The organism is Kosakonia oryzae (assembly GCF_001658025.2).
GTDB lineage: Bacteria > Pseudomonadota > Gammaproteobacteria > Enterobacterales > Enterobacteriaceae > Kosakonia > Kosakonia oryzae.
On the sequence record NZ_CP014007.2, the window covers coordinates 3,737,145 to 3,761,414 of the forward strand.

22 protein-coding genes, 5 tRNA genes, 1 other RNA gene and 1 pseudogene are annotated in these 24,270 nt (G+C 53.3%); 2 read left to right on the top strand and 27 right to left on the bottom strand.

The window, feature by feature from the left end:
* Positions 1-7: 7 nt before the first annotated feature.
* The 27 genes and pseudogenes from nadA to sdhC form a co-directional block, all read right to left on the bottom strand.
* Positions 8-1,051: a quinolinate synthase NadA gene (nadA, locus tag AWR26_RS17720; RefSeq protein WP_064569052.1), complete on the bottom strand. Its 1,044-nt coding sequence runs from the start codon at positions 1,049-1,051 to the stop codon at positions 8-10.
* Positions 1,052-1,319: 268 nt separating this feature from the next.
* Positions 1,320-1,455, bottom strand: a non-coding RNA gene (locus tag AWR26_RS17725) — RtT sRNA.
* 94 nt (positions 1,456-1,549) lie between these two features.
* Positions 1,550-1,625 (bottom strand) — tRNA-Lys (locus AWR26_RS17730).
* A gap of 41 nt (positions 1,626-1,666) precedes the next feature.
* A tRNA-Lys gene (locus AWR26_RS17735) sits at positions 1,667-1,742 on the bottom strand.
* A 149-nt stretch (positions 1,743-1,891) separates the two neighbouring features.
* A tRNA-Lys gene (locus AWR26_RS17740) sits at positions 1,892-1,967 on the bottom strand.
* 3 nt (positions 1,968-1,970) lie between these two features.
* Positions 1,971-2,046 (bottom strand) — tRNA-Val (locus AWR26_RS17745).
* A gap of 128 nt (positions 2,047-2,174) precedes the next feature.
* Positions 2,175-2,250, bottom strand: a tRNA-Lys gene (locus AWR26_RS17750).
* Between the two features lie 164 nt (positions 2,251-2,414).
* Positions 2,415-3,218, bottom strand: coding sequence for a cell division protein CpoB (gene cpoB, locus AWR26_RS17755; RefSeq protein ID WP_064567794.1), 804 nt, complete (start codon positions 3,216-3,218; stop codon positions 2,415-2,417).
* A gap of 9 nt (positions 3,219-3,227) precedes the next feature.
* Positions 3,228-3,743 (bottom strand): peptidoglycan-associated lipoprotein Pal, encoded by a 516-nt coding sequence (gene pal / locus AWR26_RS17760; RefSeq protein WP_007373922.1) that lies wholly within the window; start codon positions 3,741-3,743, stop codon positions 3,228-3,230.
* A gap of 29 nt (positions 3,744-3,772) precedes the next feature.
* Positions 3,773-5,065 carry a Tol-Pal system beta propeller repeat protein TolB gene (tolB, locus tag AWR26_RS17765; RefSeq protein WP_035885966.1) on the bottom strand — a complete coding sequence of 431 codons (1,293 nt, stop codon included), beginning with the start codon at positions 5,063-5,065 and terminating at the stop codon, positions 3,773-3,775.
* Between the two features lie 136 nt (positions 5,066-5,201).
* Entirely contained in the window at positions 5,202-6,488 is a 1,287-nt protein-coding gene (tolA, locus tag AWR26_RS17770; RefSeq protein ID WP_064567796.1) for a cell envelope integrity protein TolA, read from the bottom strand.
* Between the two features lie 39 nt (positions 6,489-6,527).
* Positions 6,528-6,956 (bottom strand): colicin uptake protein TolR, encoded by a 429-nt coding sequence (tolR, locus tag AWR26_RS17775; protein WP_007373919.1) that lies wholly within the window; start codon positions 6,954-6,956, stop codon positions 6,528-6,530.
* Between the two features lie 3 nt (positions 6,957-6,959).
* Positions 6,960-7,652 (bottom strand): Tol-Pal system protein TolQ, encoded by a 693-nt coding sequence (gene tolQ / locus AWR26_RS17780; RefSeq protein WP_088237114.1) that lies wholly within the window; start codon positions 7,650-7,652, stop codon positions 6,960-6,962.
* Positions 7,649-8,053: a tol-pal system-associated acyl-CoA thioesterase gene (gene ybgC, locus AWR26_RS17785; protein ID WP_064567798.1), complete on the bottom strand. Its 405-nt coding sequence runs from the start codon at positions 8,051-8,053 to the stop codon at positions 7,649-7,651. The genes tolQ and ybgC overlap by 4 nt, the downstream gene beginning before the upstream one ends.
* Positions 8,054-8,201: 148 nt before the next feature.
* A complete protein-coding gene (gene ybgE, locus AWR26_RS17790; RefSeq protein ID WP_043954224.1) occupies positions 8,202-8,495 on the bottom strand; it encodes a cyd operon protein YbgE in 294 nt (97 codons plus the stop codon).
* The gene (cydX, locus tag AWR26_RS17795; RefSeq protein WP_007373915.1) at positions 8,495-8,608 is read right to left on the bottom strand and encodes a cytochrome bd-I oxidase subunit CydX; all 114 of its coding nucleotides are present in this window, start codon (positions 8,606-8,608) and stop codon (positions 8,495-8,497) included. Before cydX ends, ybgE begins: the two co-directional genes overlap by 1 nt.
* A 14-nt stretch (positions 8,609-8,622) precedes the next feature.
* Positions 8,623-9,762 (bottom strand): cytochrome d ubiquinol oxidase subunit II, encoded by a 1,140-nt coding sequence (gene cydB, locus AWR26_RS17800; RefSeq protein WP_064567800.1) that lies wholly within the window; start codon positions 9,760-9,762, stop codon positions 8,623-8,625.
* Positions 9,763-9,777: 15 nt separating this feature from the next.
* A complete protein-coding gene (cydA, locus tag AWR26_RS17805; protein ID WP_064567802.1) occupies positions 9,778-11,346 on the bottom strand; it encodes a cytochrome ubiquinol oxidase subunit I in 1,569 nt (522 codons plus the stop codon).
* Positions 11,347-12,040: 694 nt separating this feature from the next.
* Positions 12,041-12,421, bottom strand: a pseudogene (locus AWR26_RS17810) (MFS transporter); the annotation flags it as partial.
* A 115-nt stretch (positions 12,422-12,536) separates the two neighbouring features.
* Entirely contained in the window at positions 12,537-13,406 is an 870-nt protein-coding gene (gene sucD / locus AWR26_RS17815) for a succinate--CoA ligase subunit alpha (protein ID WP_064567804.1), read from the bottom strand.
* Complete coding sequence (gene sucC / locus AWR26_RS17820) at positions 13,406-14,572, bottom strand: ADP-forming succinate--CoA ligase subunit beta (RefSeq protein ID WP_064567806.1); 1,167 nt, start codon at positions 14,570-14,572, stop codon at positions 13,406-13,408. Before sucC ends, sucD begins: the two co-directional genes overlap by 1 nt.
* Before the next feature lie 113 nt (positions 14,573-14,685).
* Positions 14,686-15,909 (bottom strand): 2-oxoglutarate dehydrogenase complex dihydrolipoyllysine-residue succinyltransferase, encoded by a 1,224-nt coding sequence (odhB, locus tag AWR26_RS17825; protein WP_035885971.1) that lies wholly within the window; start codon positions 15,907-15,909, stop codon positions 14,686-14,688.
* Positions 15,909-18,731 carry a 2-oxoglutarate dehydrogenase E1 component gene (gene sucA, locus AWR26_RS17830; protein ID WP_064567807.1) on the bottom strand — a complete coding sequence of 941 codons (2,823 nt, stop codon included), beginning with the start codon at positions 18,729-18,731 and terminating at the stop codon, positions 15,909-15,911. The genes odhB and sucA overlap by 1 nt, the downstream gene beginning before the upstream one ends.
* Before the next feature lie 363 nt (positions 18,732-19,094).
* A complete protein-coding gene (sdhB, locus tag AWR26_RS17835) occupies positions 19,095-19,811 on the bottom strand; it encodes a succinate dehydrogenase iron-sulfur subunit SdhB (RefSeq protein WP_064569053.1) in 717 nt (238 codons plus the stop codon).
* Positions 19,812-19,826: 15 nt separating this feature from the next.
* Positions 19,827-21,593, bottom strand: coding sequence for a succinate dehydrogenase flavoprotein subunit (sdhA, locus tag AWR26_RS17840; protein WP_043954239.1), 1,767 nt, complete (start codon positions 21,591-21,593; stop codon positions 19,827-19,829).
* A complete protein-coding gene (gene sdhD, locus AWR26_RS17845) occupies positions 21,593-21,940 on the bottom strand; it encodes a succinate dehydrogenase membrane anchor subunit (RefSeq protein WP_007373902.1) in 348 nt (115 codons plus the stop codon). The genes sdhA and sdhD overlap by 1 nt, the downstream gene beginning before the upstream one ends.
* Positions 21,934-22,338 (bottom strand): succinate dehydrogenase cytochrome b556 subunit, encoded by a 405-nt coding sequence (sdhC, locus tag AWR26_RS17850; protein WP_064567809.1) that lies wholly within the window; start codon positions 22,336-22,338, stop codon positions 21,934-21,936. The genes sdhD and sdhC overlap by 7 nt, the downstream gene beginning before the upstream one ends.
* A 274-nt stretch (positions 22,339-22,612) precedes the next feature.
* On the opposite strand from sdhC, the gene AWR26_RS25970 reads away from it, so the two are divergent.
* On the top strand, positions 22,613-22,771 hold the full coding sequence (locus AWR26_RS25970) for a hypothetical protein (RefSeq protein ID WP_456077401.1): 159 nt from the start codon (positions 22,613-22,615) through the stop codon (positions 22,769-22,771).
* Between the two features lie 201 nt (positions 22,772-22,972).
* The gene (locus AWR26_RS17855) at positions 22,973-24,259 is read left to right on the top strand and encodes a citrate synthase (protein WP_043954241.1); all 1,287 of its coding nucleotides are present in this window, start codon (positions 22,973-22,975) and stop codon (positions 24,257-24,259) included.
* Positions 24,260-24,270: the final 11 nt, after the last annotated feature.

Sequence of the window (24,270 nt, forward strand, 5' to 3'; positions counted from 1 at the left end):
AAAAGTATTACGGTCGTAGTGTAGCTGCAAAATCCAGCATGCGGTTCAGTGATACCAACGCGCCTTCGCGTAATGCCGCATCAACATGGATCTCATGCTCAGCACCGCCGTGCTCCAGCCCTTCAGCAATCGCTTTCAGGCCATTCATCGCCATCCATGGACAGTGCGCGCAGCTACGGCAAGTCGCGCCTTCGCCCGCCGTCGGTGCTTCTAACAGCTCTTTTTCCGGTACGGCTTGCTGCATCTTATAAAAGATCCCCCGGTCAGTGGCGACAATAAGCTGTTGATGTGGCAGCGTTTTCGCCGCGGCAATCAATTGACTGGTAGACCCCACGGCATCCGCCAGTTGCACGACCGATTGCGGCGATTCCGGATGCACCAGAATCGCAGCTTGCGGGTAGAGCGCTTTCATGCGCATCAGCGCCTGGGTTTTAAATTCATCATGAACAATACAGGCGCCCTGCCAGCACAGCACATCTGCACCGGTCTGTTTCTGCACGTAACTTCCCAGATGTTTGTCCGGCGCCCAGATAATTTTCTCGCCGAGGCTATCGAGGTGTTCAATCAACTCCACGGCAATACTGGATGTTACAACCCAGTCGGCGCGCGCTTTTACTGCTGCCGAGGTATTCGCGTAGACCACAACGGTACGATCCGGGTGAGCGTCGCAGAAAGCGGTAAACTCCTCAATCGGGCAGCCCAGATCGAGTGAACATTCGGCGTGCAGCGTTGGCATCAGAATAGTTTTTTCCGGGCTGAGAATCTTGGCCGTCTCGCCCATAAAACGAACGCCCGCAACCAGCAGCGTGGAGGCTGGATGTCTGGCACCAAAACGTGCCATCTCCAGTGAATCCGCAATGCAGCCGCCGGTCTCTTCTGCCAGTTGTTGGATCTCCGGGTCGGTATAGTAGTGCGCGACCATCACTGCATCCCGCTCTTTCAGCAAGCGTTTGATTTTCTCGCGGTAAAATTGCTTGTCTTGCTGATTCAGCGGCAGGGGTTTTGGCGGAAAAGGATAGATTGCGGTTTCAGGATCAAACATTACGCTCATCATGCTTACTCGTTTTTCTTGCTGAACTTAATAACCGGGTTAGCCGCCGGGAAGCGGGTAATACGGCGGAGATGTTTTATATACTAAACAAGATAGCCGATTGCGTAAAAAATGTCGTGAGGAATTTTGAAGGAATGGCAGATCCCCTTCCGACAGCAGCTCCTGCTAGCGCTACGCTTAGCAGATCAACAGATGGGCATCGCGGGATTTACGGATGGTAAATGGATCGGCAGAAAGCAAAAAAGCGCCGCCAGCGCCATTTTTACATTGGTGGGTCGTGCAGGATGACTCGCTTCGCTCGCCCTTCGGGCCGTCGCCGCAAGCGGCTCCGTTGTCTCACTACGTTCGACTCGAACCTGCCGCAGGTATACTCGTCTCATCCTGAGACTCGCCCTTCGGGCCAACGCTGCGCGTTGTTCAAAATTGTTCCCGACAATTCTGTCGAATCTTCAGGATCGGCAGAAAGCAAAAAAGCGCCTTTAGGGCGCTTTTTTACATTGGTGGGTCGTGCAGGATTCGAACCTGCGACCAATTGATTAAAAGTCAACTGCTCTACCAACTGAGCTAACGACCCCTTACGGGATTGCTCTTCGAAGTAATCGCCCACTTTGAAAATGGTGGGTCGTGCAGGATTCGAACCTGCGACCAATTGATTAAAAGTCAACTGCTCTACCAACTGAGCTAACGACCCATAAGGGTAGTGACTTCGAAGATAATTTTATCAGGAACCACATTAAGTGGCGGATTGTGCAGGATAATTTAGCTTTTGCCTCGCCCTGTGGCGTCGCTGCTGCCGCAACCTTATCCTCCACGTTTAACACCATTTGATTGATGTTAAATTGGTGGGTCGTGCAGGATTCGAACCTGCGACCAATTGATTAAAAGTCAACTGCTCTACCAACTGAGCTAACGACCCGAGTGGTGGGTGATGACGGGATCGAACCGCCGACCCCCTCCTTGTAAGGGAGGTGCTCTCCCAGCTGAGCTAATCACCCGATACTACTTGCTGGATACTGCTTTAAGTGATGGGTCGTGCAGGATGACTCGGCTTTGCCTTGCCCTGTCGGGCCGTTGCTATGCAACGTTATCCTTCACGCTTAACATCTCCACCCCGATGTTAAATTGGTGGGTCGTGCAGGATTCGAACCTGCGACCAATTGATTAAAAGTCAACTGCTCTACCAACTGAGCTAACGACCCACTTTCATGTTGCTTCTGGCTTAAGACATATCCCGTGGCAACGGCGGCATATATTACTGATTTAAGATTTCAGCGCAACAACAATTTCAACCAGAATGACTTAACTGCTTATGATTCATGCGACAAGACCAGAAAAAACGCGATTTCTGGTCATGCGCTATGCATTACATAGAACCAAGGCGTTTTTGCGCTTGTTTCGCACCTTCGGTACCAGGGTATTTACTGACCACCTGCTGGTAAACCGCTTTCGCTTTAGCACTGTCACCTTTGTCCTGCATAATCACGCCGACCTTGAACATGGCATCAGGCGCTTTAGGCGACTTCGGGTAATTCTTCACCACAGAGGCAAAGTAATAAGCAGCATCGTCTTTTTTACCCTTGTTGTAATTCAACTGACCAAGCCAGTAGTTGGCATTCGGCAGGTAGGTTGAATCTGGGTACTTTTTGACAAAATTCTGGAAAGCAACGATCGCGTCATCCTGACGGGATTTATCCTGTACCAGCGCAATCGCCGCATTGTAATCCGTATTCGCATCGCCGCTTTGAACAGGAGCACCAGATGTTGCCGCACCGTTATTTGCGCCCGTATCCGCTGCTGGCGCTTGCGCCGCCGCACCGTTCTGATCGCCGGAAGCTTGCTGCGTCTGTCCCGCTGTGCCACTGCTCAAATTGCCTATCTGCTGCAAAATTTGCTGTTGGCGTTCAACCACCTGATTGAGCTGATACTGATTTTCCTGGATTTGTCCACGAAGAGTATCAATATCGGCCTGATTATCGGAGAGTTGTTGCTGGAGTTGAGTCAAAAGCTGGCTATGAGCATTAGAAATACGCTCAAGTTGAGTGACACGGTCTTCGACCGAGCCTGAGCCGACACTACTGATTGGCGCCTGAGCATTAGCGGCCCATGGGGCCGCTATGCCAACCAGTAACGACAGACTCAACAAATGATGTCTGAAGTTACTGCTCATGCAATTCTCTTAGTAAACCAGTACGGCACGACGGTTTTTAGCGTAAGCCGCTTCGTCATGGCCCAGTACTGCAGGTTTCTCTTTACCGTAAGAAACGATGGAGATCTGGTCTGCGGAAACGCCTTTACCCTGCAGGTACATTTTAACGGCGTTAGCACGACGTTCACCCAGGGAGATGTTGTACTCCGGAGTACCACGTTCGTCCGCGTGACCTTCTACGGTGACTTTGTAGGACGGGTTGCTACGCAGGAAGTTAGCGTGAGCATCCAGCATCGCTGCGAAGTCAGAACGGATGTCATATTTGTCCAGATCGAAGTAAACAATGTTGTTCTGCTGCAGCTGTTGCATTTGCAGACGCGCTTGTTCTTCGGAGGACATGTTGCCACTACCGTTCATGCCAGTGCCAGCACCCATCATGCCTTCGCCGCTCTGGTCGCTGGTGTTGTTCTTGTGAGAAGAACACGCAGCAATCGCCATAACAGGCAGAGCCAGCATCAGGCCTTTCAGCACTTTGTTCAGTTGCATTTCTTTGATTCCTTTATAAATATTTATTATTACAGATACGGAGACCAGGCAGGGAATTTAACCTGACCATCAGTCGCCGGAAGACGCGCTTTGAAACGCCCATCTGTAGAAACCAGATTCAGCACGGATCCCATCCCCTGAGAAGAGCTGTAGATTACCATTGTGCCGTTAGGTGCCAGACTTGGCGTTTCATCCAGGAACGTTGACGTCAGAACCTGTACGCCACCCGCTGCCAGATCTTGTTTAGCAATGTGCTGCTGACCACCGTCAGAGCTTACCATCACCATAAATTTGCCGTCGCTGCTCACGTCAGCATCCTGGTTTTGTGAACCCTGCCAGGAGATACGCTGCGCTGCGCCGCCATTGATACCTACTTTATACACCTGCGGACGACCCGCCTGGTCAGACGTAAAGGCCAGCGTCTGACTGTCCGGGAACCAGGTCGGTTCGGTGTTGTTGCTGCGGCCATCAGTAACCTGACGAATCTGGCCGGAACCGATATCCATGACATAAATGTTCAGGCTACCGGTTTTAGACAGCGCGAACGCCAGTTTAGAACCGTCCGGTGAGAAGGCCGGCGCACCGTTGTGGCGCGGGAAAGAAGCAACCTGGCGGATGCTTGCATTCGCCAGCGTCTGGATAACCAGAGCAGAACGACCACTTTCAAACGTCACGTAAGCCAGTTTGGACCCGTCCGGGGACCAGGCCGGAGACATCAGCGGCTGCGGCGATTTGTGTACCAGGAACTGGTTGTAGCCGTCATAGTCTGAAACGCGCAACTCGTACGGGAACTGACTGTTCGCCGTCTGCACTACGTAAGCAATACGGGTACGGAACGCACCTTTGATACCGGTCAGTTTTTCAAATACTTCATCACTGGCGGCATGAGCAGCATAACGCAGCCACTGTTTGTTCACTTTAAAGGAGTTCTGCGCCAGCACGGTACCCGGCGCGCCGCCGGTATCCACCAGCTGGTAAGCGACGTTATAGCTGCCGTCAGGATTCGGGGTTACCTGACCAACAACCACCGCATCAATGCCCAACGCAGACCATGCGGCTGGCTGAACTTCCTGTGCGCTACCAGGTTGCTGCGGCAGGCGGGAACGATCGAGGGGATTGAATTTGCCGCTGTTGCGCAGATCCGCAGCAACGATACCGCCAGCATCTTCAGGCGCGGCACCTGGGCCTGCCCACTGGAAAGGCACAACGCCAATCGGGCGTGCCGAGTCCACCCCCTGGGTGATCTCGATACGTACTTCTGCGTGCAGCACCGCTGCCCACAGCATCAGAAAACCAAATGCAACACGTAATGCCTGCTTCATCATATCTCCCTTATCCGGGTGGAAAACCCGCGATAATTTAGCAGAATTTTAACAAACTCAATAAGACAAAACTACCCGCGTCGGAACAACCAGTACGATTCCCCCCGCGCGGTGCGAAGGAAAGTGTACCTTATGGTTAAGGTCCTGGTTTAAAGTCCAGCGGCGCATTTTTGAACACTTCATACACAGCCTGACTTGGCGGCTTCGGCATTTTCGCCTGTCTTGCAGCTGCAAGAGCCGCCTGACAAAGCGCCGGGTCGCCACCTTCGGACTGAATATCTAACAGCATGCCATCCGGCGCCAGTTTGACACGTAACGTACAGGTTTTCCCCGCATAGGAGGAGGCATCATAAAAGCGGCTTTCAATCGCCGATTTAATCTGCCCGGCATAGTTACTGATGTCAGCACCCGATGCGCCGTTGTTCTTAGTGTTACCAGAACCGGCTGCGGCTGCATTACTACCTTTCGCCCCGCCACCTGTTTTCGGCGCATTCTTACCAGAGCTTAAATCGCCAAACAGATCGTCAACGCCAGCGGCGGCAGCGGCTTTTTCAGCGGCGGCTTTCTTGGCAGCGGCCGCTTTTTCAGCTGCCGCTTTCTTATCGGCGGCAGCCTTCTCTGCGGCGGCAGCTTTCTTCTCTTCTGCAACTTTTTCAGCGGCAGCAGCTTTCGCAGCAGCAGCCTTCTCAGCCGCAGCGGCTTTCTCTGCTGCTGCTTTCTCCGCGGCGGCTTGTTTAGCCGCTTCGGCCTGTGCTTTCTTCTCAGCGTCTGCCTGAGCTTTCTTCGCAGCTTCTGCTTCGGCTTTTTTCTTCGCGTCGGCGGCGGCTTTTGCGGCTTCAGCTTCCGCTTTTTTCTGTGCGTCGGCAGCGGCTTTTGCGGCTTCAGCTTCCGCTTTTTTCTGCGCATCGGCAGCGGCTTTCTTCGCTGCTTCTGCTGCTTCTTTTGCCTGGGCGTCTGCTTTAGCTTTTGCATCAGCGGCTGCTTTTGCTGCGGCTTCTTCAGCTTGCTTCTGTTGCTGCTGCGCTTTTTTCGCCGCCTCTTCCGCTTGCTTCTGCTGTTCGGCCTGTTCGCGCGCGGCTTCCTGCGCCTGCAAACGCTCCTGCTCTAGCTGTTTCAAACGCTCCTGCTCGGCAGCCTGCTTTTCACGCAGCTCTTCCGCCTGCTGTTGCGCCTGTTTTTCGCGCTGCTCTTTGGCTCGTTGCGCGCTGGCTTGCTGCTGCTGTTGACGATTGTAATTGTCCACTACAGCGCCGGGATCGACCATCACCGCATCGATCGCCGAGCCACCGCCGCCGCCCGCAGACGCATCAATATGCTCGTCGAACGAACTCCAAATCAGCAGCGCCACCAGAATTACGTGCAGCACGGCTGAGATGATTATCGCTCGCTTAAGCTTGTCGTTTTGTACGGTTGCCTTTGACACTCTCGGTTCCCAAAAACTGTCCGCCTGTCAGGCGAGTGATCAGATAGGCTGCGTCATCAAGCCAACCGATTTCACACCCGCGCTATGTAACAGGTTCAGCGCTTTAATGATTTCATCGTACGGCACGTCTTTCGCCCCGCCGATTAAGAACACGGTTTTCGGATTGGATTGCAGGCGACGCTGCGCCTCGGCAATCACCTGCTCTGGCGGTAGCTGATCCATACGATCTTTTTCCACCACCACGCTGTATTGTCCGACACCGGAAACCTCAATAATGACCGGAGGATCGTCATTGGTGCTGACGGTCTGCGATTCCGTCGCATCCGGCAGATCGACCTCTACGCTCTGCGTGATGATCGGCGCTGTTGCCATAAAGATCAGCAGCAGCACCAGCAACACGTCCAGCAACGGTACAATGTTGATTTCAGACTTGAGGCCACGACTGCCCCGCCCACGCGTTCTGGCCATGGATTACTCCTTGTTGCTGTCGCTGCTGGCGAATGCCTGGCGATGCAGAATAGCCGTGAACTCTTCCATAAAGTTGTCGTAATTCAGTTCCAGTTTGTTCACGCGCTGGTTCAGGCGGTTATAGGCCATCACCGCCGGGATTGCGGCAAACAGACCGATTGCAGTAGCGATCAGCGCTTCTGCGATCCCCGGTGCAACCATTTGCAGTGTGGCCTGCTTCACTGCGCCCAGCGCGATAAAGGCGTGCATGATCCCCCACACCGTACCGAACAGACCGATATACGGGCTGATGGAACCCACGGTGCCAAGGAAAGGAATGTGGTTTTCCAGATTTTCCAGCTCGCGATTCATCGAAATGCGCATCGCCCTGGATGCCCCTTCGACAATCGCTTCTGGCGCGTGACTGTTCGCGCGATGCAGACGGGCAAACTCTTTGAACCCGCTGTAGAAGATTTGTTCCGAACCGCTCAGATTATCGCGGCGCCCCTGACTTTCCTGATACAAACGTGACAGTTCAATGCCGGACCAGAACTTGTCTTCGAATGCTTCCGCTTCGCGCCCTGCTGCGTTAAGGATGCGCGTTCTCTGGATGATGATTGCCCAGGATGCGATTGAAAAACCAATCAAAATCAACATGATAAGTTTGACCAGAAGGCTAGCCTTCAGGAACAAATCAAGGATGTTCATGTCAGTCACTGCTTAAACTCCGCGACAATAGACTTGGGAAGCGCACGAGGCTTCATTAAGAGTGGATCAACACAGACAATCAGCACCTCAGCTTCATTCAGCACTTTGTTCTCTGCGTTGACAATCCGTTGCGTGAAAACCATGGAGGTACCACGCATTGATGTAATTTCCGTTTGGACTTCGAGCATGTCGTCGAGTCTGGCGGGCGCAAAATACTCCAGCGTCATTTTGCGTACCACGAACGCGACGCGCTCAGCCAGCAGAACTTGTTGGCTAAAGTGATGATGGCGCAGCATCTCTGTACGGGCTCTTTCATAAAAAGCTACGTAGCTGGCGTGGTAAACCACACCACCGGCGTCGGTATCTTCGTAATAGACACGAACCGGCCATCGAAACAGCGTTGTATTCACTTTACATCCCGGTAATGCAAAAAAAGTTAGAGCTTTTAAACTTCGCTACTATACGCGCGGGAAAGGTGCTTTGGAATGGGTTCAGGTAAACGGATAGTAAAAATTTATGGGCTTTTGCAAGCCCATGAGGATAGCGGATATTTCTTATTCAAAAGAAGAAAAAAATAAGTCCGACCAGCAGAACGACATCAGCGATAAGCGGGCAGAAAAAACCCTGCCAGTGAATGGCGCGCGGACGGAAACCGACGCCGTGGATAACCCCGGCACAGACTGCCCACATCAGCAGCAATCCGTGCCAGATCTCCAGCTCGCTGGTTTTCGCAGCAAAACGGGACGGATCCCAGAAAATGCAGCCAGCCAGCAAAAGCGCCATTATTAAGGAAAGGGCCCTTAACGGGCCCTTATCCATTACCGCATATAATTTTGCGATAACTTTTTCCATTACTGTTCTTCTTGTCCGGCTTTCGACGCTTCAACATGTTCCAGCGCCAGAGCGGTAATCACTCCAAATGCACAGGCAAGAAGCGTTCCTAAAATCCATGCGAAATACCACATATTCAGCTCCTTACTTAGTACATAGAGTGGGTATTGCTTTCAATATGTTCTTTGGTGATACGGCCGAACATTTTCCAGTAACACCAGATGGTGTAGAGCAGAACGATTGGCACAAACACCAGCGCAACATAGGTCATCAGATTCAGCGTCAGTTGGGTCGATGTTGCATCCCACATGGTCAGGCTGGCTTTCAGCATAGTGCTTGACGGCATGATGAATGGGAACATCGCGATACCGGCGGTCAGAATGATGCAAGCCAGGGTCAGCGAAGAGAACACAAACGCCCAGGCCGCTTTATCCAGACGCGCGGTCAGTACGGTCAACAGCGGCAGGACTACGCCCAGCGCCGGGATAACCCACAACACAGGCGTGTTGTTAAAGTTAGTCAGCCAGGCACCAGCCTGTACCGCAACGTCTTTAAGCAGTGGATTAGACGGGGCGTGATGATCCATCGCTGAGGTCACTACATAGCCATCAATGCCGTAAACCACCCACACACCGGCCAGTACGAAACAGACCAATGTCACCAGTGCGGCGATCTGCACAGTAGCACGGGCACGCAGATGCAGTTCGCCCACGGTACGCATTTGCAGATAGGTTGCGCCTTGCGTCAGGATCATCGCCACGCTAACGACACCCGCCAGCAGACCAAACGGATTCAGCAGCTGGAAGAAGTTTCCGGTGTAGAACAGACGCATATCGTTGTCGAGGTGGAATGGCACGCCCTGCAACAGGTTGCCAAACGCCACGCCAATCACCAGCGGCGGTACGAAGCTACCGATGAAAATGCCCCAGTCCCACATCCCGCGCCAGCGATTGTTTTCAATCTTCGAGCGGTAGTCGAAACCCACCGGACGGAAGAAAAGAGAAGCCAGCACGAGGATCATCGCGACATAAAAGCCGGAGAACGCGGCAGCGTAAACCATCGGCCAGGCAGCAAACAGCGCGCCGCCAGCGGTGATCAGCCAAACCTGGTTACCGTCCCAGTGCGGCGCAATGGCGTTAATCATTACGCGGCGCTCAGTATCGCTACGCCCCAGCACGCGGGTCAGCATGCCCACACCCATGTCGAAGCCATCGGTGACAGCAAAACCGATCAGCAGAATGCCAACCAGCAGCCACCAGATAAAACGTAATACTTCATAATCGATCATTTGACGACTCCTGTCTTAGCGTGCCGGCTGAGAAGCCACAGTGGACTGCTCATAGTGATAGCGACCTGTTTTCAGGCTGCTCGGCCCAAGGCGAGCAAATTTGAACATCAGGAACACTTCCGCCACCATAAACAGCGTATAAAGGCCGCAAATCAGAATCATAGAGAACAGCAGATCGCCAACGGTTAACGACGAGTTAGCCACTGCGGTCGGCAACACCTCACCAATCGCCCACGGCTGACGTCCGTACTCGGCAACAAACCAGCCGGATTCAATGGCGATCCACGGCAGCGGAATACCATACAGCGCCGCGCGCAACAGCCATTTCTTCTCGCCAATACGGTTACGAATCACCGTCCAGAAGGACGCAGCAATAATCAACAGCATCAGAACACCGCACGCCACCATGATACGGAACGCGAAGTACAGCGGCGCAACGCGTGGGATAGAGTCTTTTGTCGCCTGCTGGATTTGCGCTTCAGTCGCATCGGTCACATTCGGCGTGTAGCGTTTAAGCAACAGGCCATAACCGAGGTCTTTCTTGACGTTGTTGAACTGATCGCGAACGGACTGATCGGCAGAACCAGAGCGGAGCTGCTCCAGCAACTGGTACGCTTTCATACCGTTACGGATACGCTCTTCATGCTGCACCATCAGATCTTTCAGGCCGATAACCGGGGTATCCACCGAACGGGTTGCGATAATGCCCAGCGCAAAAGGGATCTGGATAGCGAATTTGTTCTCTTGTTTATCCTGGTCCGGCACGCCAAACAGGGTAAATGCCGCCGGAGCCGGTTGCGTTTCCCATTCAGCTTCAATGGCAGCCAGTTTGGTTTTCTGCACGTCGCCCATTTCGTAACCGGATTCATCACCCAGCACAATAACAGACAGCACTGCAGCCATGCCGAAGCTGGCAGCGATAGCAAAGGAGCGTTTAGCAAAAGCGATGTCGCGACCACGCAGCAGGTAATAAGAGCTGATGCCGAGGATAAAGATGGCACCGCAGGTATAACCAGAAGCGACGGTGTGAACGAATTTCACCTGAGCAACCGGGTTCAGCACCAATTCAGCAAAGCTCACCATCTCCATGCGCATGGTTTCGAAGTTGAAATCAGAGGCGACGGGGTTCTGCATCCAGCCGTTAGCAACAAGGATCCACAATGCCGACAAGTTAGAACCCAGCGCAACTAACCAGGTGACTGCCATGTGCTGCACTTTACCGAGACGATCCCAACCGAAGAAGAACAAACCAACAAATGTGGATTCGAGGAAGAAGGCCATCAACCCTTCGATTGCCAGCGGCGCACCGAAGATATCCCCGACGTAGTGGGAATAGTATGACCAGTTAGTCCCGAACTGAAACTCCATCGTCAGGCCTGTTGCCACACCCAGAGCAAAGTTGATACCAAACAACTTGCCCCAGAACTTGGTCATATCTTTATAAATCTGTTTGCCGGAGAGGACATAGACCGTTTCCATAATTGCCAGCAGGAACGCCATACCGAGCGTCAGTGGCACAAACAGAAAGTGGTACATCGCAGTCAAGGCAAACTGTAAGCGCGACAGTTCGACTATATCTAACATTCTGACTCCTTGCTCATCGCATGAAGACTCCGAGAGTAAACCCCGTTAGCGTGGGTTCACACGCATGCCCCAATACAAATTTGTTGCACTGCTTTTATTCACTGCCACATAAATGTGGTAATGAATGAAAAAAGTTACAACCAGGTTAATAAAAATTTCGAATTGATCTCGCGAACATATTAACTCGGAAAACCCTTACGATAAATAGGTTTTTATTGAGTTAATTTTACGTTTTTCGACACCGATCAATTTATGCCGATCCTACCGCTTTTTAGCCAATTTGATCTGAGACAATTTAACGATTTTCATAATCTTTTCCAAGCTTTTACGTATTGATTTAAATCATTTTTATTCTTTATTGTTAATTTTGTAGCCGGTGTATGACCGTGGTAAAAACCTTGTTAACAGCATGTTCATTTTAACGTAATTAATAGTTATCAATCGGCGGGTAAAGGGAAATAATGGCGAGTATATTTAACGTTTATCCCCTGCGTAAAAAAATGGGTCATCCATGATGAGATAAAGAATTTGAGAAATTAGACGTATTGCACATCTTTTTTATTTTACAAATATTTCACTATTACGATTACCATACTTAACACCGCACCGTGATTATTCTTTTTATTTTCGCACGCACTAAACCCATTTTATTTTAGGGGGTATTGTTCAACTGTATCCAACGCTGTGCCGTGGCTCAAACGATAAGCACCAGCAGACTTATGGTAGCGCCGAGCAAACAAACGCCCTGCCAGCCGAATCCGGCATAAATAACGGTTGTCGCCATGGTGCACAGCCCACTGCCTGTCGCGTAAAACAGCCCATATAACGCCACCAGACTGTCGTGTTGAGCAACGTTGCTGCGCAAAATCTGGCTCTGGTTCGTGACATGCAGCGCCTGCCCGCCGGGATCAAGCAGTACAATCCCCAGAATCAGCCGAGCCAGAGAGTGCTCCAGCTTTGATAGCGGCCACCTGGCAAGAAGCAACCGCAGGAGCGACAGCAAGCTTGTGCGTTGTGCATTACCACGATCCGCTTCCTCCCCGGCTCTCGCTGCTGCAAGCGGCTGACGGGCACCGGCTTACCGCTGCAAATACTGAAGTACGTAAATTACGGCCATAAAAAAGGCCGCTACGAGAGCGGCCAACCATGTCGAGACAAGTTTATGCTCCCCTCAGGGAGGAGCAATAGTTTTATTTAATGATAGATTTCAGTGCTTCGCCGATATCGGCGAGGCTACGCACAGTTTTCACCCCGGCAGCTTCCAGCGCAGCGAATTTCTCATCCGCGGTACCTTTACCACCCGCGATGATAGCGCCCGCATGCCCCATACGTTTACCTTTCGGCGCAGTGACACCCGCGATGTAGCCAACAACCGGTTTGGTCACATGTTCTTTGATGTAAGCTGCGGCTTCTTCTTCTGCGCTACCGCCGATCTCACCGATCATAACGATCGCTTCGGTCTGCGGATCTTCCTGGAATAGTTTCAGGATATCGATAAAGTTAGAGCCTGGGATCGGGTCGCCGCCGATACCGACGCAGGTTGACTGACCAAAGCCGTAATCGGTGGTCTGTTTAACCGCTTCATAGGTCAGCGTACCGGAACGCGACACAATACCGATTTTACCCGGTTTGTGGATATGGCCCGGCATGATACCGATTTTACACTCGCCCGGGGTGATTACACCAGGGCAGTTCGGGCCGATCATGCGCACGCCAGCTTCGTCCAGCTTCACTTTTACTGTCAGCATATCCAGCGTCGGGATGCCTTCAGTAATGGTGATGATCAGTTTGATGCCCGCGTCGATGGCTTCCAGAATTGAGTCTTTACAGAACGGCGCCGGAACGTAAATCACGCTGGCTGTCGCGCCAGTGGCTTCCACCGCTTCACGTACGGTATTGAATACCGGCAGACCCAGATGCGTGGTGCCGCCTTTGCCTGGCGTTACACCGCCAACCATCTGCGTACCGTAAGCAATCGCCTGCTCGGAGTGGAAAGTCCCCTGGCTACCGGTAAAACCCTGGCAGATAACTTTGGTGTTCTTATCAATCAAAACAGACATTATTTCCCCTCCACTGCGGCAACAACCTGCTGTGCTGCATCCGTCAGACTTTTCGCTGCGATAATGTTCAGACCGCTGTCCGCCAGACGTTTGGCACCCAGCTCGGCGTTGTTACCTTCCAGACGGACAACGACCGGAACGTTAACACCCACCTCTTCTACCGCACCGATGATGCCGTCGGCGATCAGGTCGCAACGCACGATACCGCCGAAAATGTTCACCAGCACCGCTTTCACGTTCTCATCGGAGAGGATAATTTTAAACGCTTCAGTAACACGTTCTTTGGTCGCACCGCCGCCGACGTCGAGGAAGTTTGCCGGTTCGCCACCGTGCAGCTTAACGATGTCCATGGTACCCATCGCCAGGCCAGCACCGTTGACCATGCAACCGATGTTGCCATCCAGCGCAACATAGTTCAGCTCCCACTGCGCAGCTTGCGCTTCACGCGGGTCTTCCTGCGACTGGTCGCGCATTTCGCGCAGTTCCGGCTGGCGGAACAGTGCGTTGCCATCAGCGCCCAGTTTGCCGTCGAGGCAGATCAGGTCGCCCTGTTTGGTGATGACCAGCGGGTTGATTTCGATCAGCGCCAGATCGCGCTCAAGGAAAATGGTCGCCAGCCCCATGAAAATTTTGGTGAACTGCTGAACCTGTTTGCCTTCCAGACCAAGTTTGAACGCCAGTTCACGTCCCTGGTACGGCATCGGGCCAGTCAGCGGATCAATGGTGGTTTTGTGGATCAGGTGTGGCGTCTCTTCTGCCACTTTTTCGATTTCCACGCCGCCTTCCGTCGACGCCATGAACACCACACGGCGTGAGCTGCGGTCAACAACCGCGCCCAGATACAGCTCTTTGCCAATATCCGTAGCCGCTTCCACCAGGATCTGGTTAACCGGCTGACCGTTGGCGTCTGTTTGGTAAGTTACCAGGCGTTTACCCAGCCAGTGTTCCGCAAATGCGCGAATCTCTTCTTTGCTGCTAACGACTTTTACGCCGCCCGCTTTACCACGGCCGCCCGCGTGGACCTGGCATTTCACCACCCACGGGCCGGTGCCGATTTTCGATGCGGCTTCTTCTGCTTCACGTGGGGTAGCACAGGCGTAGCCAACCGGAGTCGGCAGACCTGACCGGGCAAAAAGCTGTTTCGCCTGATACTCGTGTAAGTTCATGTGTTCTATCCATCCTTTATTTAATTTGTCATGCCGGAAGCGCCTGGGCTTTCCGGCCTGCAAAGCAGGTGTTCGTTATAGGCCCAGCCGCCTGCGCCGCCGGGCAAAGGACACTACACATCCAGCAGCAGACGCGTCGGATCTTCCAGCATTTCTTTAATTGCAACCAGGAAGCCTACAGACTCACGTCCGTCAATCAAGCGATGGTCGTAGGAGAGCGCCAGGTACATCATCGGCAGGATTTCAACTTTGCCATCGACCGCCATTGGGCGATCTTTGATGGCGTGCATGCCAAGGATCGCACTCTGCGGCGGGTTGATGATCGGCGTGGACATCAGCGAACCGAATACACCGCCGTTGGTGATGGTAAAGTTACCACCGGTCAGATCCTCAACGGTCAGCTTACCGTCACGGCCTTTTACCGCCAGTTCTTTAATTTTCTTCTCGATGTCGGCCATGCCCAGCGTATCCACATCACGCAGTACCGGCGTAACCAGACCACGCGGTGTGGAAACCGCCATGCTGACATCGAAATAGTTGTGGTAAACCACATCATCGCCATCAATAGAGGCGTTCACTTCCGGATAGCGTTTCAGCGCTTCAACGACCGCTTTCACGTAGAACGACATAAAGCCCAGACGGATGCCGTGGCGTTTTTCAAACGCATCACCGTACTGCTTACGCAGATCCATAATTGGCTTCATGTTGACTTCGTTAAAAGTCGTCAGCATGGCAGTAGAATTTTTCGCTTCCAGCAGACGCTCAGCTACGCGTTTACGCAGACGGGTCATCGGCACGCGTTTTTCTGAACGGCCAGCCAGCTGCGGCGCCGGGCTGCTTGCCGGCTGAGCGGCCGGTTTGCTCTCTTCTTTAGCCGGGGCTTTTGCCAGGTACTTATCCACATCTTCACGAGTGATGCGGCCGCCAACGCCGGTACCTTTAATCGCACTGGCATCAAGGCTGTGTTCAGCCAGCAGGCGACGGATCGCCGGGCTGAGCGCGTCGTTATTTTGCTCTTCCAGCGACGCCTGCTGGCGCTGAGCTGGCGTGGATTCTTTCGCTTCAGATTTGGCGCTGCTCTCTTTACCTGAGCTGTTGCCTTCTTTCAGGCGGCCAAGGATCTGACGGGAAGTGACCGTCGTACCTTCGTCTTCCAGCACCGCGTCCAGAACACCGTCCGCTGAAGCCGGTACTTCCAGTACCACTTTGTCCGTTTCGATTTCTACCAATACTTCATCGCGTCGGACGCTATCGCCTGGTTTTTTGTGCCAGGTCGCGACAGTCGCATCAGCAACGGACTCAGGCAGATCGGGAACAAGAATATCTACGCTACTCATTATTTATCCTTTATTGAATCGACGTTCAGCGCGTCATTCACCAGATCTTGCTGTTGCTTCTGGTGAACGGACAGATATCCCACCGCCGGGGAGGCGGAGGCCGGGCGTCCTGCATAGCGCAGAGCGGCCCCGAAAGGTATCACATCACGGAAATGATGCTGGCTGCAGTACCATGCGCCCTGGTTAAGCGGCTCTTCCTGGCACCAGACAAAATCATGTACGTGCGCATAAGGTTTCAACGCGTCCTGCACCGACTGATGCGGGAACGGGTACAACTGCTCAATACGGACAATGGCGACATCCTTCTGGTCATTTTTACGACGCTGTTCAAGCAGGTCGTAATAAACCTTACCAGAACAAAGGATAACGCGCTTCACGGCTTGCGGATCCAAATCATCCACTTCACCAATCGCCGGCATGAAGGTGCCATTCGCCAGTTCATCCAGCGTGGAGACCGCCTGCGGATGACGCAGCAGCGACTTCGGTGACATCACCACCAGCGGGCGACGCATACCGCGCAGCGCCTGACGACGCAGCATATGGTAAACCTGTGCCGGGGTGGACGGGACGCAAACCTGCATGTTTTGCTCAGCGCACAGTTGCAGATAACGCTCCAGACGGGCCGAGGAGTGCTCCGGGCCCTGCCCTTCATAGCCATGCGGCAACAGCATTACCAGCCCGCACATACGGCCCCACTTCTGTTCGCCGGAACTGATGAACTGGTCAATCACCACCTGTGCGCCGTTAGCGAAATCGCCGAACTGCGCTTCCCAGATGGTCAGCGTACGCGGCTCAGCGGTGGCGTAGCCATATTCAAAAGCCAGCACCGCTTCTTCAGAGAGCACGGAGTCCCACACGCGGAATGCGCCCTGGCCATTATGCACGTGGCTCAGCGGTGTATAGGTTGAACCGTTGGCCTGGTTATGGATCACAGCATGGCGATGGAAGAAAGTACCGCGCCCGGAATCTTCGCCGGAGAGACGCACCGGAATGCCTTCATCAACCAGCGTGGCGTAAGCCAGCGTTTCAGCGCCGCCCCAGTCGAACAGTTTCTCGCCATTCGCCATTAATTGGCGATCGGCATAAATTTTCGCCACACGGGATTGCATCTCAATGGCTTCCGGCACCGTGCTGATGCGCTTCGCCAGCTCTTGCAGGCGTTTCATCTCTACTTTGTTCGGGTAGCTCTCATCCCATTCGTGGTTGAGGTACGGCGACCAGGTAAAGGAGTGCATATTCATTGGACGCCATTCAGCGACCACACACTCGCCCGCATCCAGCGCGTCGCGGTACAGGTTAACCATCTCAGTGGCATCTTCCAGCGTGATGGTTTTGTCCTGCTCCAGGCGATCGGCGTAGATTTTACGCGGCGTCGGATGTTTTTTGATTTTCTGGTACATCAACGGCTGGGTTGCGCTCGGCTCGTCGGCTTCGTTATGGCCGTGACGGCGGTAGCACACCAGGTCGATAAATACATCGCGTTTGAAGGTATTACGGAAGTCCAGCGCCAGACGCGTAACGAAAGCAACCGCTTCCGGATCGTCCGCGTTGACGTGGAAAATGGGTGCCTGCACCATTTTACCGATATCGGTACAGTACGGCGTAGAGCGGGCATCCAGCGGGTTCGAGGTGGTGAAACCGACCTGGTTGTTGATCACCACGCGCACCGTACCGCCCACTTCATAGCCGCGCGCTTTGGACATGTTCAGGGTTTCCTGTACCACGCCCTGACCCGCCACCGCCGCGTCACCGTGAATGGTGATCGGCAGCACTTTATTGCTGCTCGGCTCAGAGAGACGATCAAGACGCGCGCGTACGGAACCAATCACCACCGGGCTAACGATTTCCAGGTGCGACGGGTTAAACGCCAGCGCCAGGTGCACCAGCCCGCCTTCGGTCTCAACGTCAGACGAGAAGCCCATATGGTATTTCACGTCGCCGGTACCGAGGTGTTCTTTATGTTTACCGGCAAACTCGTCGAACAGATCCTGCGGCTGTTTGCCCAGCACGTTGACCAGCACGTTCAGACGACCGCGGTGCGCCATGCCCAGCACCACTTCGCGGGTGCCGCTTTTGCCTGCATGGCGAATCATCTCTTTCAACAGCGGTATCAGCGCATCGCCGCCTTCCAGCGAGAAGCGTTTCGCGCCCGGGAACTTCGCCCCGAGGTAGCGCTCCAGACCTTCAGCCGCCGTCAGTTCGCTTAAGAAACGTTTTTTCTCTTCGCTGCTGAAGCTCGATTTTCCGGCTGCTGACTCAATCCGCTGCTGGATCCAGCGCTTCTCTTCGGTGCTGGTAATGTGCATGTATTCCGCGCCGATCGAACCGCAATAGGTCTCTTTCAGCGCTTTGATCAATTCGCCCAGCGGCAGGGTATCTTTCCCAATCGCAAAGGAACCTACGTTATAGCTGTTCTGGTAATCCGCTTCGCTCAAATCATGGAATGCCGGATCCAGATCGGCAACGCGTTCTTGCTGCCACAGTCCCAACGGATCGAGATTCGCATGCTGGTGACCACGGAAGCGGTAGGCGTTGATCAACTGCAGGACTTTGACCTGCTTAACGTTGGTGTCGGGGTCGGAGATAGAGGAAGAGTAACGTGAGGCATCTTTCGCCAGTTGACGGAAATAATCACGTGTTTTGGAGTGGAACTGATCCGGTTTGACTCCGGTGCCCGGTAACTGCTGGAACATAGATCGCCAGTTAGCATCTACCGAGTCAGGATCGGTTAAGAAGTCTTCATAGAGCTGTTCTATCCAGCTCTGGTTTGACCCAGAGAGGAAAGAAGAGTCCAGCCAGGCTTTCATTGCGCCGTTCTGCATCGTGATCCCTTAAGCATTGTTATGCTTACTTCGCCGTGGATAACTACGACGTACACCGAGTAGCGCACGTCCCAGGGTTCACTTGCGGGCTCTTGGCGGCCCGCGAAGGAACCTTTAAAAACTGCCCTAATCTTCGCTGTCCGGGCTGCGACTGTGTTGGCTGCCTTCACTTACCCTGGTCACATAGTTCACTATGTTCCCAGGGATGCGCTCAGTTGCCGCCTTGTCTCGCTCCAGACATCTCGATTATGTCTTTGTGGCGGTTTTTAAAGATTTCCTGCTTTTGTATCGCCCCTACCGGGCCGACAAACATCACTCATACTGTAGGCCGGATAGGCGCAAGCGCTATCCGGCACGGACTCATTACGCACTTCTTTGCAACAACATCGACTTAATATGGCCGATGGCGCGCGTCGGGTTCAGCCCTTTCGGACATACACTGACGCAGTTCATGATGCTGTGGCAGCGGAATACGCTGAAAGCATCGCTCAACCCTTCCAGACGGTTGTCGGTTTCGGTATCGCGGCTGTCGATCAGGAAGCGATACGCCGCCAGCAAGCCAGCCGGGCCGATAAACTTATCCGGGTTCCACCAGAACGACGGGCATGACGTTGAACAGCAGGCGCAAAGAATACATTCGTACAGGCCATCGAGCTTTTCACGCTGCTCTGGTGACTGTAAATGTTCTCTGGCCGGTGGATTTTGCCCATTATTCAATAAGTAAGGTTTAATCTTCTCATATTGGGCATAGAATTGTCCCATGTCCACCACCAAATCGCGGATAACCGGCAACCCCGGCAGCGGGCGGATAACGATTTTCTGTTTGCCGTTGCCAAGCGCGGAAATCGGGGTGATGCAGGCAAGACCATTCTTACCGTTCATGTTCAGACCATCGGAACCACATACACCTTCACGGCAGGAGCGGCGGAACGACAGTGTAGAATCCTTTTCTTTCAGCTGGATTAATGCATCCAGCAACATCATGTCGCGCCCTTCTTCCGCTTCCAGCGTGTAATCCTGCATACGCGGCGCGTCATCCACATCCGGGTTATAGCGATAAATCGAGAATTCGAGTTTCATCATCCTGTCTCCGCATTAATAAGTACGAATCTTCGGCGGGAACGCCGGACGCAGTTTCGGTTCCATATTCACGCTACGGCGCGTCATGGATTCCGTTTCTGGCAGATACAGGCTGTGGCACAACCAGTTTTCATCGTCACGATCCGGATAGTCGAAGCGGCTGTGTGCGCCACGGCTTTCGGTACGGAAGTTTGCGGAAACAGCCGTTGCGTAAGCGGTTTCCATCAGGTTATCCAGCTCCAGGCACTCAACGCGCTGAGTATTGAATTCGCTCGACGTATCATCCAGACGGGCCTCTTTCAGGCGCTCGCGGATCACTTTCAGTTGTTCAAGACCTTTCGCCATCGCATCACCTTCGCGGAACACCGAGAAGTTATGCTGCATACACTCTTGCAGCGCTTTGCGGATGGTGACCGGATCTTCGCCGCTGCGGTTGTTGTTCCAGCGGTTGAGGCGCGTGAGCGACCCTTCGATATCCGATTCGCTGGCATCGCGCAGCGTACCCTGTTCAGCGATAGATTCTTGTAAATGCAGACCTGCCGCACGGCCGAAGACCACCAGGTCGAGCAGCGAGTTGCCGCCCAGACGGTTGGCGCCGTGAACCGATACGCAGGCAATTTCGCCCACCGCAAACAGCCCCGGGATCACCACATCTTCGCCCTTCTCGTTGACCGTCAACGCCTGACCGGTCACTTTGGTCGGAATACCGCCCATCATATAGTGGCAGGTCGGGATCACCGGGATTGGCTCTTTTACTGGATCTACGTGTGCAAAAGTGCGCGACAGTTCCAGGATCCCCGGCAGGCGCGATTCCAGCACCTCTTTACCCAGGTGATCGAGTTTCAGTTTGGCGTGCGGCCCCCACGGACCATCACAGCCGCGACCTTCACGGATTTCGATCATGATGGAGCGCGCTACCACATCACGACCCGCCAGGTCTTTGGCATTCGGCGCATAACGCTCCATAAAGCGCTCGCCGTGTTTGTTCAGCAAATAGCCGCCTTCACCACGGCAGCCTTCCGTCACCAGCACCCCTGCCCCGGCGATACCGGTCGGGTGGAACTGCCACATCTCCATATCCTGCACCGGAACACCCGCGCGCAGTGCCATACCCACGCCGTCGCCGGTATTAATGTGCGCATTGGTGGTGGACTGGTAAATACGGCCTGCGCCGCCGGTTGCCAGCACGGTTGCGCGGGCTTTGAAGTAGACGACTTCACCGGTTTCAATGCACAGCGCGGTACAACCCACGACAGCGCCATCCTGGTTTTTCACCAGATCCAGCGCGTACCACTCGGAAAAGATGGTAGTGTGGTTTTTCAGGTTCTGCTGATAAAGGGTATGCAACAGCGCGTGGCCGGTACGGTCCGCTGCCGCTGCGGTACGTGCCGCCTGCTCGCCGCCGAAGTTCTTCGACTGGCCGCCAAACGGACGCTGATAGATACGACCATCATCAAGGCGGGAGAACGGCAGACCCATATGCTCCAGCTCAAGAATCGCTTCCGGGCCGGTTTTGCACATATATTCAATCGCGTCCTGGTCACCGATATAGTCGGAACCTTTTACCGTGTCATACATGTGCCATTCCCAGTTATCTTCATGGGTATTGCCCAGTGCAACGGTGATGCCGCCCTGCGCAGACACAGTGTGGGAACGGGTTGGGAAAACTTTGGAGAGCAGCGCACAGGTTTGCCCGCTCTGGGAAATTTGCAGCGCCGCGCGCATACCTGCGCCGCCCGCGCCTATAACAACAGCATCAAATTCTCTGACTGGCAATTTCATTACACACCCCACACCACAACGAATCCATAAATCACGTAAGCCGCCAGTGCCACAACAATAACCAGTTGCAGAATCAGACGTACAGCCAGCGGTTTAACGTAGTCGGTCAACACTTGCCACATGCCAATCCAGGCATGGATCAGAATGGAAAACAGAGCCAGCAGAGTGAAGACTTTGGTAAAGGCGGAGGAGAAGAAACCGGTCCAGACCACCCAGGTCAGGTCGCCATGCAGGGCGAAAAAACCCACCATATAGATGATGTATAACGTCAGGACGATGGCAGTAGCACGGACAAGAATAAAATCATGTACGCCGTTGCGTCCTAATGCGGAGGCGTTGCTTACCATACGAGAACTCCTGCGAGAATTGAAAGCACGACAGTGATCACAAAAGAAAGGTTAGCGGAACGTTTTCCTGCTTCGAAGGTTTCTTCCAGCCAGCCAAAATCCATCAGCATGTGACGAATCCCGCCGACAGCGTGATACGCCAGCGCGGTGAGGATGCCCCACAGAATGAATTTCACGAAGAAGCTGTTCACGATGGCAGCGGCAGTCAGGAAGCCGTCTTCAGATGACAGCGACAGGCCCAGTAACCACAGCAGAATACCGACGGCCACAAACGTAATGACGCCGGAGACGCGGTGAAGAATGGAAGCTATAGCCGTAACAGGAAACCGAATTGTTGTCAGATCCAGATTGACAGGTCTTTGTTTTTTCACATTTTTTATCATGAATAACGCCCACATGCTATTCTTATAGTTTCCTTCCTCCGGTCTGCGTGCGGGTCAGACAGCGTCCTTTTCTATAACTGCTCGTCATGCAAAAAATTAGCTTCCAGATGCTAAACGACAGGTTACAACGCTGGGTGGCTCGGGATGGCAGGGTATTCCGGAGACCTGGCGGCAGTATAGGTCGTTCACAAAATCATTACAATTAACCTACATATAGTTTGTCGGGTTTTATGCAGAACAGTGACGCCCATCACGATAACAACATTCTTTTAAAATTTAATCATCTGATTTGACAAAAGTTAAACATTCTTGTTACAAACTACGCCGAATAAGGCTTATAATTCGCAAAAGTTATGGGGTCTTGCTTTCACCTGAGAATAAGTTATGTAACAGTGTGATGGTATTGACCGATGTAATCAGGACGGTTATTAGTGATATACAGGTTTGATAAATTCGGACTGCTGAGACGCTGATTTGCTGTTTTTTCACTGTATTTTCAATGTGTACTGGCACGCGCCATTGCTCTGTACCCTGGTTCTCCCTCTCCACAGAGCTGCGAGCTAATAACAAACTGGTAACGTTGACGGGCAGTTGAAAGCAAATCCGGTAACTGGCAGTCTTAAGCAATAAGGCGCTAAGGAGACCGTAAATGGCTGATATAAAAGCAAACATCACCTACAATGGTGACGCTGCTATTGAACTGGATGTGCTAAAAGGCACGCTCGGTCAGGATGTTATTGATATCCGTAGTCTCGGTTCAAAAGGGGTTTTTACTTTTGACCCTGGTTTTACCTCTACCGCATCGTGCGAATCAAAAATCACGTTTATCGACGGTGACGAAGGTATTTTGTTACACCGCGGTTTCCCGATTGATCAACTGGCGACCGAATCCAACTACCTGGAAGTGAGCTACATCCTGCTGTACGGCGAAAAACCGACACAGGAACAGTTTGAAGAGTTCAGACTGACGGTCACCCGCCACACCATGATTCATGAGCAGATCACCCGCTTGTTCCACGGTTTCCGTCGCGACTCACATCCTATGGCGGTACTTTGTGGCGTGACCGGCGCGCTGGCGGCGTTCTACCACGACTCGCTGGATGTGAATAATCCGCGTCACCGCGAAATCGCGGCCTTCCGCCTGCTGTCTAAAATGCCGACCGTAGCGGCGATGTGTTACAAATACTCCATCGGTCAGCCGTTTATCTATCCGCGCAACGATCTCTCCTACGCTGGCAACTTCCTGCATATGATGTTTGCTACTCCATGCGAACCGTATGAAGTGAATCCGGTGCTGGAACGCGCCATGGATCGTATTCTGATCCTGCATGCCGATCACGAGCAGAACGCCTCCACCTCTACCGTGCGTACCGCCGGTTCTTCCGGTGCGAACCCGTTTGCCTGCATCGCGGCCGGTATCGCCTCTCTGTGGGGACCGGCGCATGGCGGCGCCAACGAAGCCGCGCTGAGAATGCTGGAAGAGATCAGCTCCGTGAAACATATTCCGGAATTCCTGCGTCGCGCCAAAGACAAGAACGATTCGTTCCGTCTGATGGGCTTCGGTCACCGTGTCTACAAGAACTACGACCCACGCGCGACTGTGATGCGTGAAACCTGCCACGAAGTGCTGCGCGAGCTGGGAACGAAAGACGATCTGCTGGAAGTGGCGATGGAGCTGGAGCACATTGCGCTCAACGACCCGTACTTCATCGAACGCAAACTCTACCCGAACGTCGATTTCTACTCCGGTATTATCCTGAAAGCGATGGGTATTCCGGCCTCCATGTTTACCGTTATCTTTGCGATGGCGCGTACCGTGGGCTGGATTGCGCACTGGAACGAAATGCACGACGACGGCATCAAGATTGCCCGTCCGCGTCAGCTTTACACCGGCTACGCCAAACGCGAATTCTCCTCCGATCTGAAAAAAGATTAAGGGTGAATCCG

Bases quoted from the DNA above. Each gene is read 5' to 3' on its own strand.
- sdhC (WP_064567809.1), bottom strand. From the start codon at position 22,338: ATGTGGGCGTTATTCATGATAAAAAATGTGAAAAAACAAAGACCTGTC.
- AWR26_RS17855 (WP_043954241.1), top strand. From the start codon at position 22,973: ATGGCTGATATAAAAGCAAACATCACCTACAATGGTGACGCTGCTATT.
- nadA (WP_064569052.1), bottom strand. From the start codon at position 1,051: ATGAGCGTAATGTTTGATCCTGAAACCGCAATCTATCCTTTTCCGCCA.
- cpoB (WP_064567794.1), bottom strand. From the start codon at position 3,218: ATGAGCAGTAACTTCAGACATCATTTGTTGAGTCTGTCGTTACTGGTT.
- odhB (WP_035885971.1), bottom strand. From the start codon at position 15,909: ATGAGTAGCGTAGATATTCTTGTTCCCGATCTGCCTGAGTCCGTTGCT.
- tolR (WP_007373919.1), bottom strand. From the start codon at position 6,956: ATGGCCAGAACGCGTGGGCGGGGCAGTCGTGGCCTCAAGTCTGAAATC.
- sdhB (WP_064569053.1), bottom strand. From the start codon at position 19,811: ATGAAACTCGAATTCTCGATTTATCGCTATAACCCGGATGTGGATGAC.
- sdhA (WP_043954239.1), bottom strand. From the start codon at position 21,593: ATGAAATTGCCAGTCAGAGAATTTGATGCTGTTGTTATAGGCGCGGGC.
- cydB (WP_064567800.1), bottom strand. From the start codon at position 9,762: ATGATCGATTATGAAGTATTACGTTTTATCTGGTGGCTGCTGGTTGGC.
- pal (WP_007373922.1), bottom strand. From the start codon at position 3,743: ATGCAACTGAACAAAGTGCTGAAAGGCCTGATGCTGGCTCTGCCTGTT.
- sucD (WP_064567804.1), bottom strand. From the start codon at position 13,406: ATGTCTGTTTTGATTGATAAGAACACCAAAGTTATCTGCCAGGGTTTT.
- sdhD (WP_007373902.1), bottom strand. From the start codon at position 21,940: ATGGTAAGCAACGCCTCCGCATTAGGACGCAACGGCGTACATGATTTT.
- ybgE (WP_043954224.1), bottom strand. From the start codon at position 8,495: ATGGAAAAAGTTATCGCAAAATTATATGCGGTAATGGATAAGGGCCCG.
- cydA (WP_064567802.1), bottom strand. From the start codon at position 11,346: ATGTTAGATATAGTCGAACTGTCGCGCTTACAGTTTGCCTTGACTGCG.
- sucA (WP_064567807.1), bottom strand. From the start codon at position 18,731: ATGCAGAACGGCGCAATGAAAGCCTGGCTGGACTCTTCTTTCCTCTCT.
- sucC (WP_064567806.1), bottom strand. From the start codon at position 14,572: ATGAACTTACACGAGTATCAGGCGAAACAGCTTTTTGCCCGGTCAGGT.
- tolB (WP_035885966.1), bottom strand. From the start codon at position 5,065: ATGAAGCAGGCATTACGTGTTGCATTTGGTTTTCTGATGCTGTGGGCA.
- cydX (WP_007373915.1), bottom strand. From the start codon at position 8,608: ATGTGGTATTTCGCATGGATTTTAGGAACGCTTCTTGCCTGTGCATTT.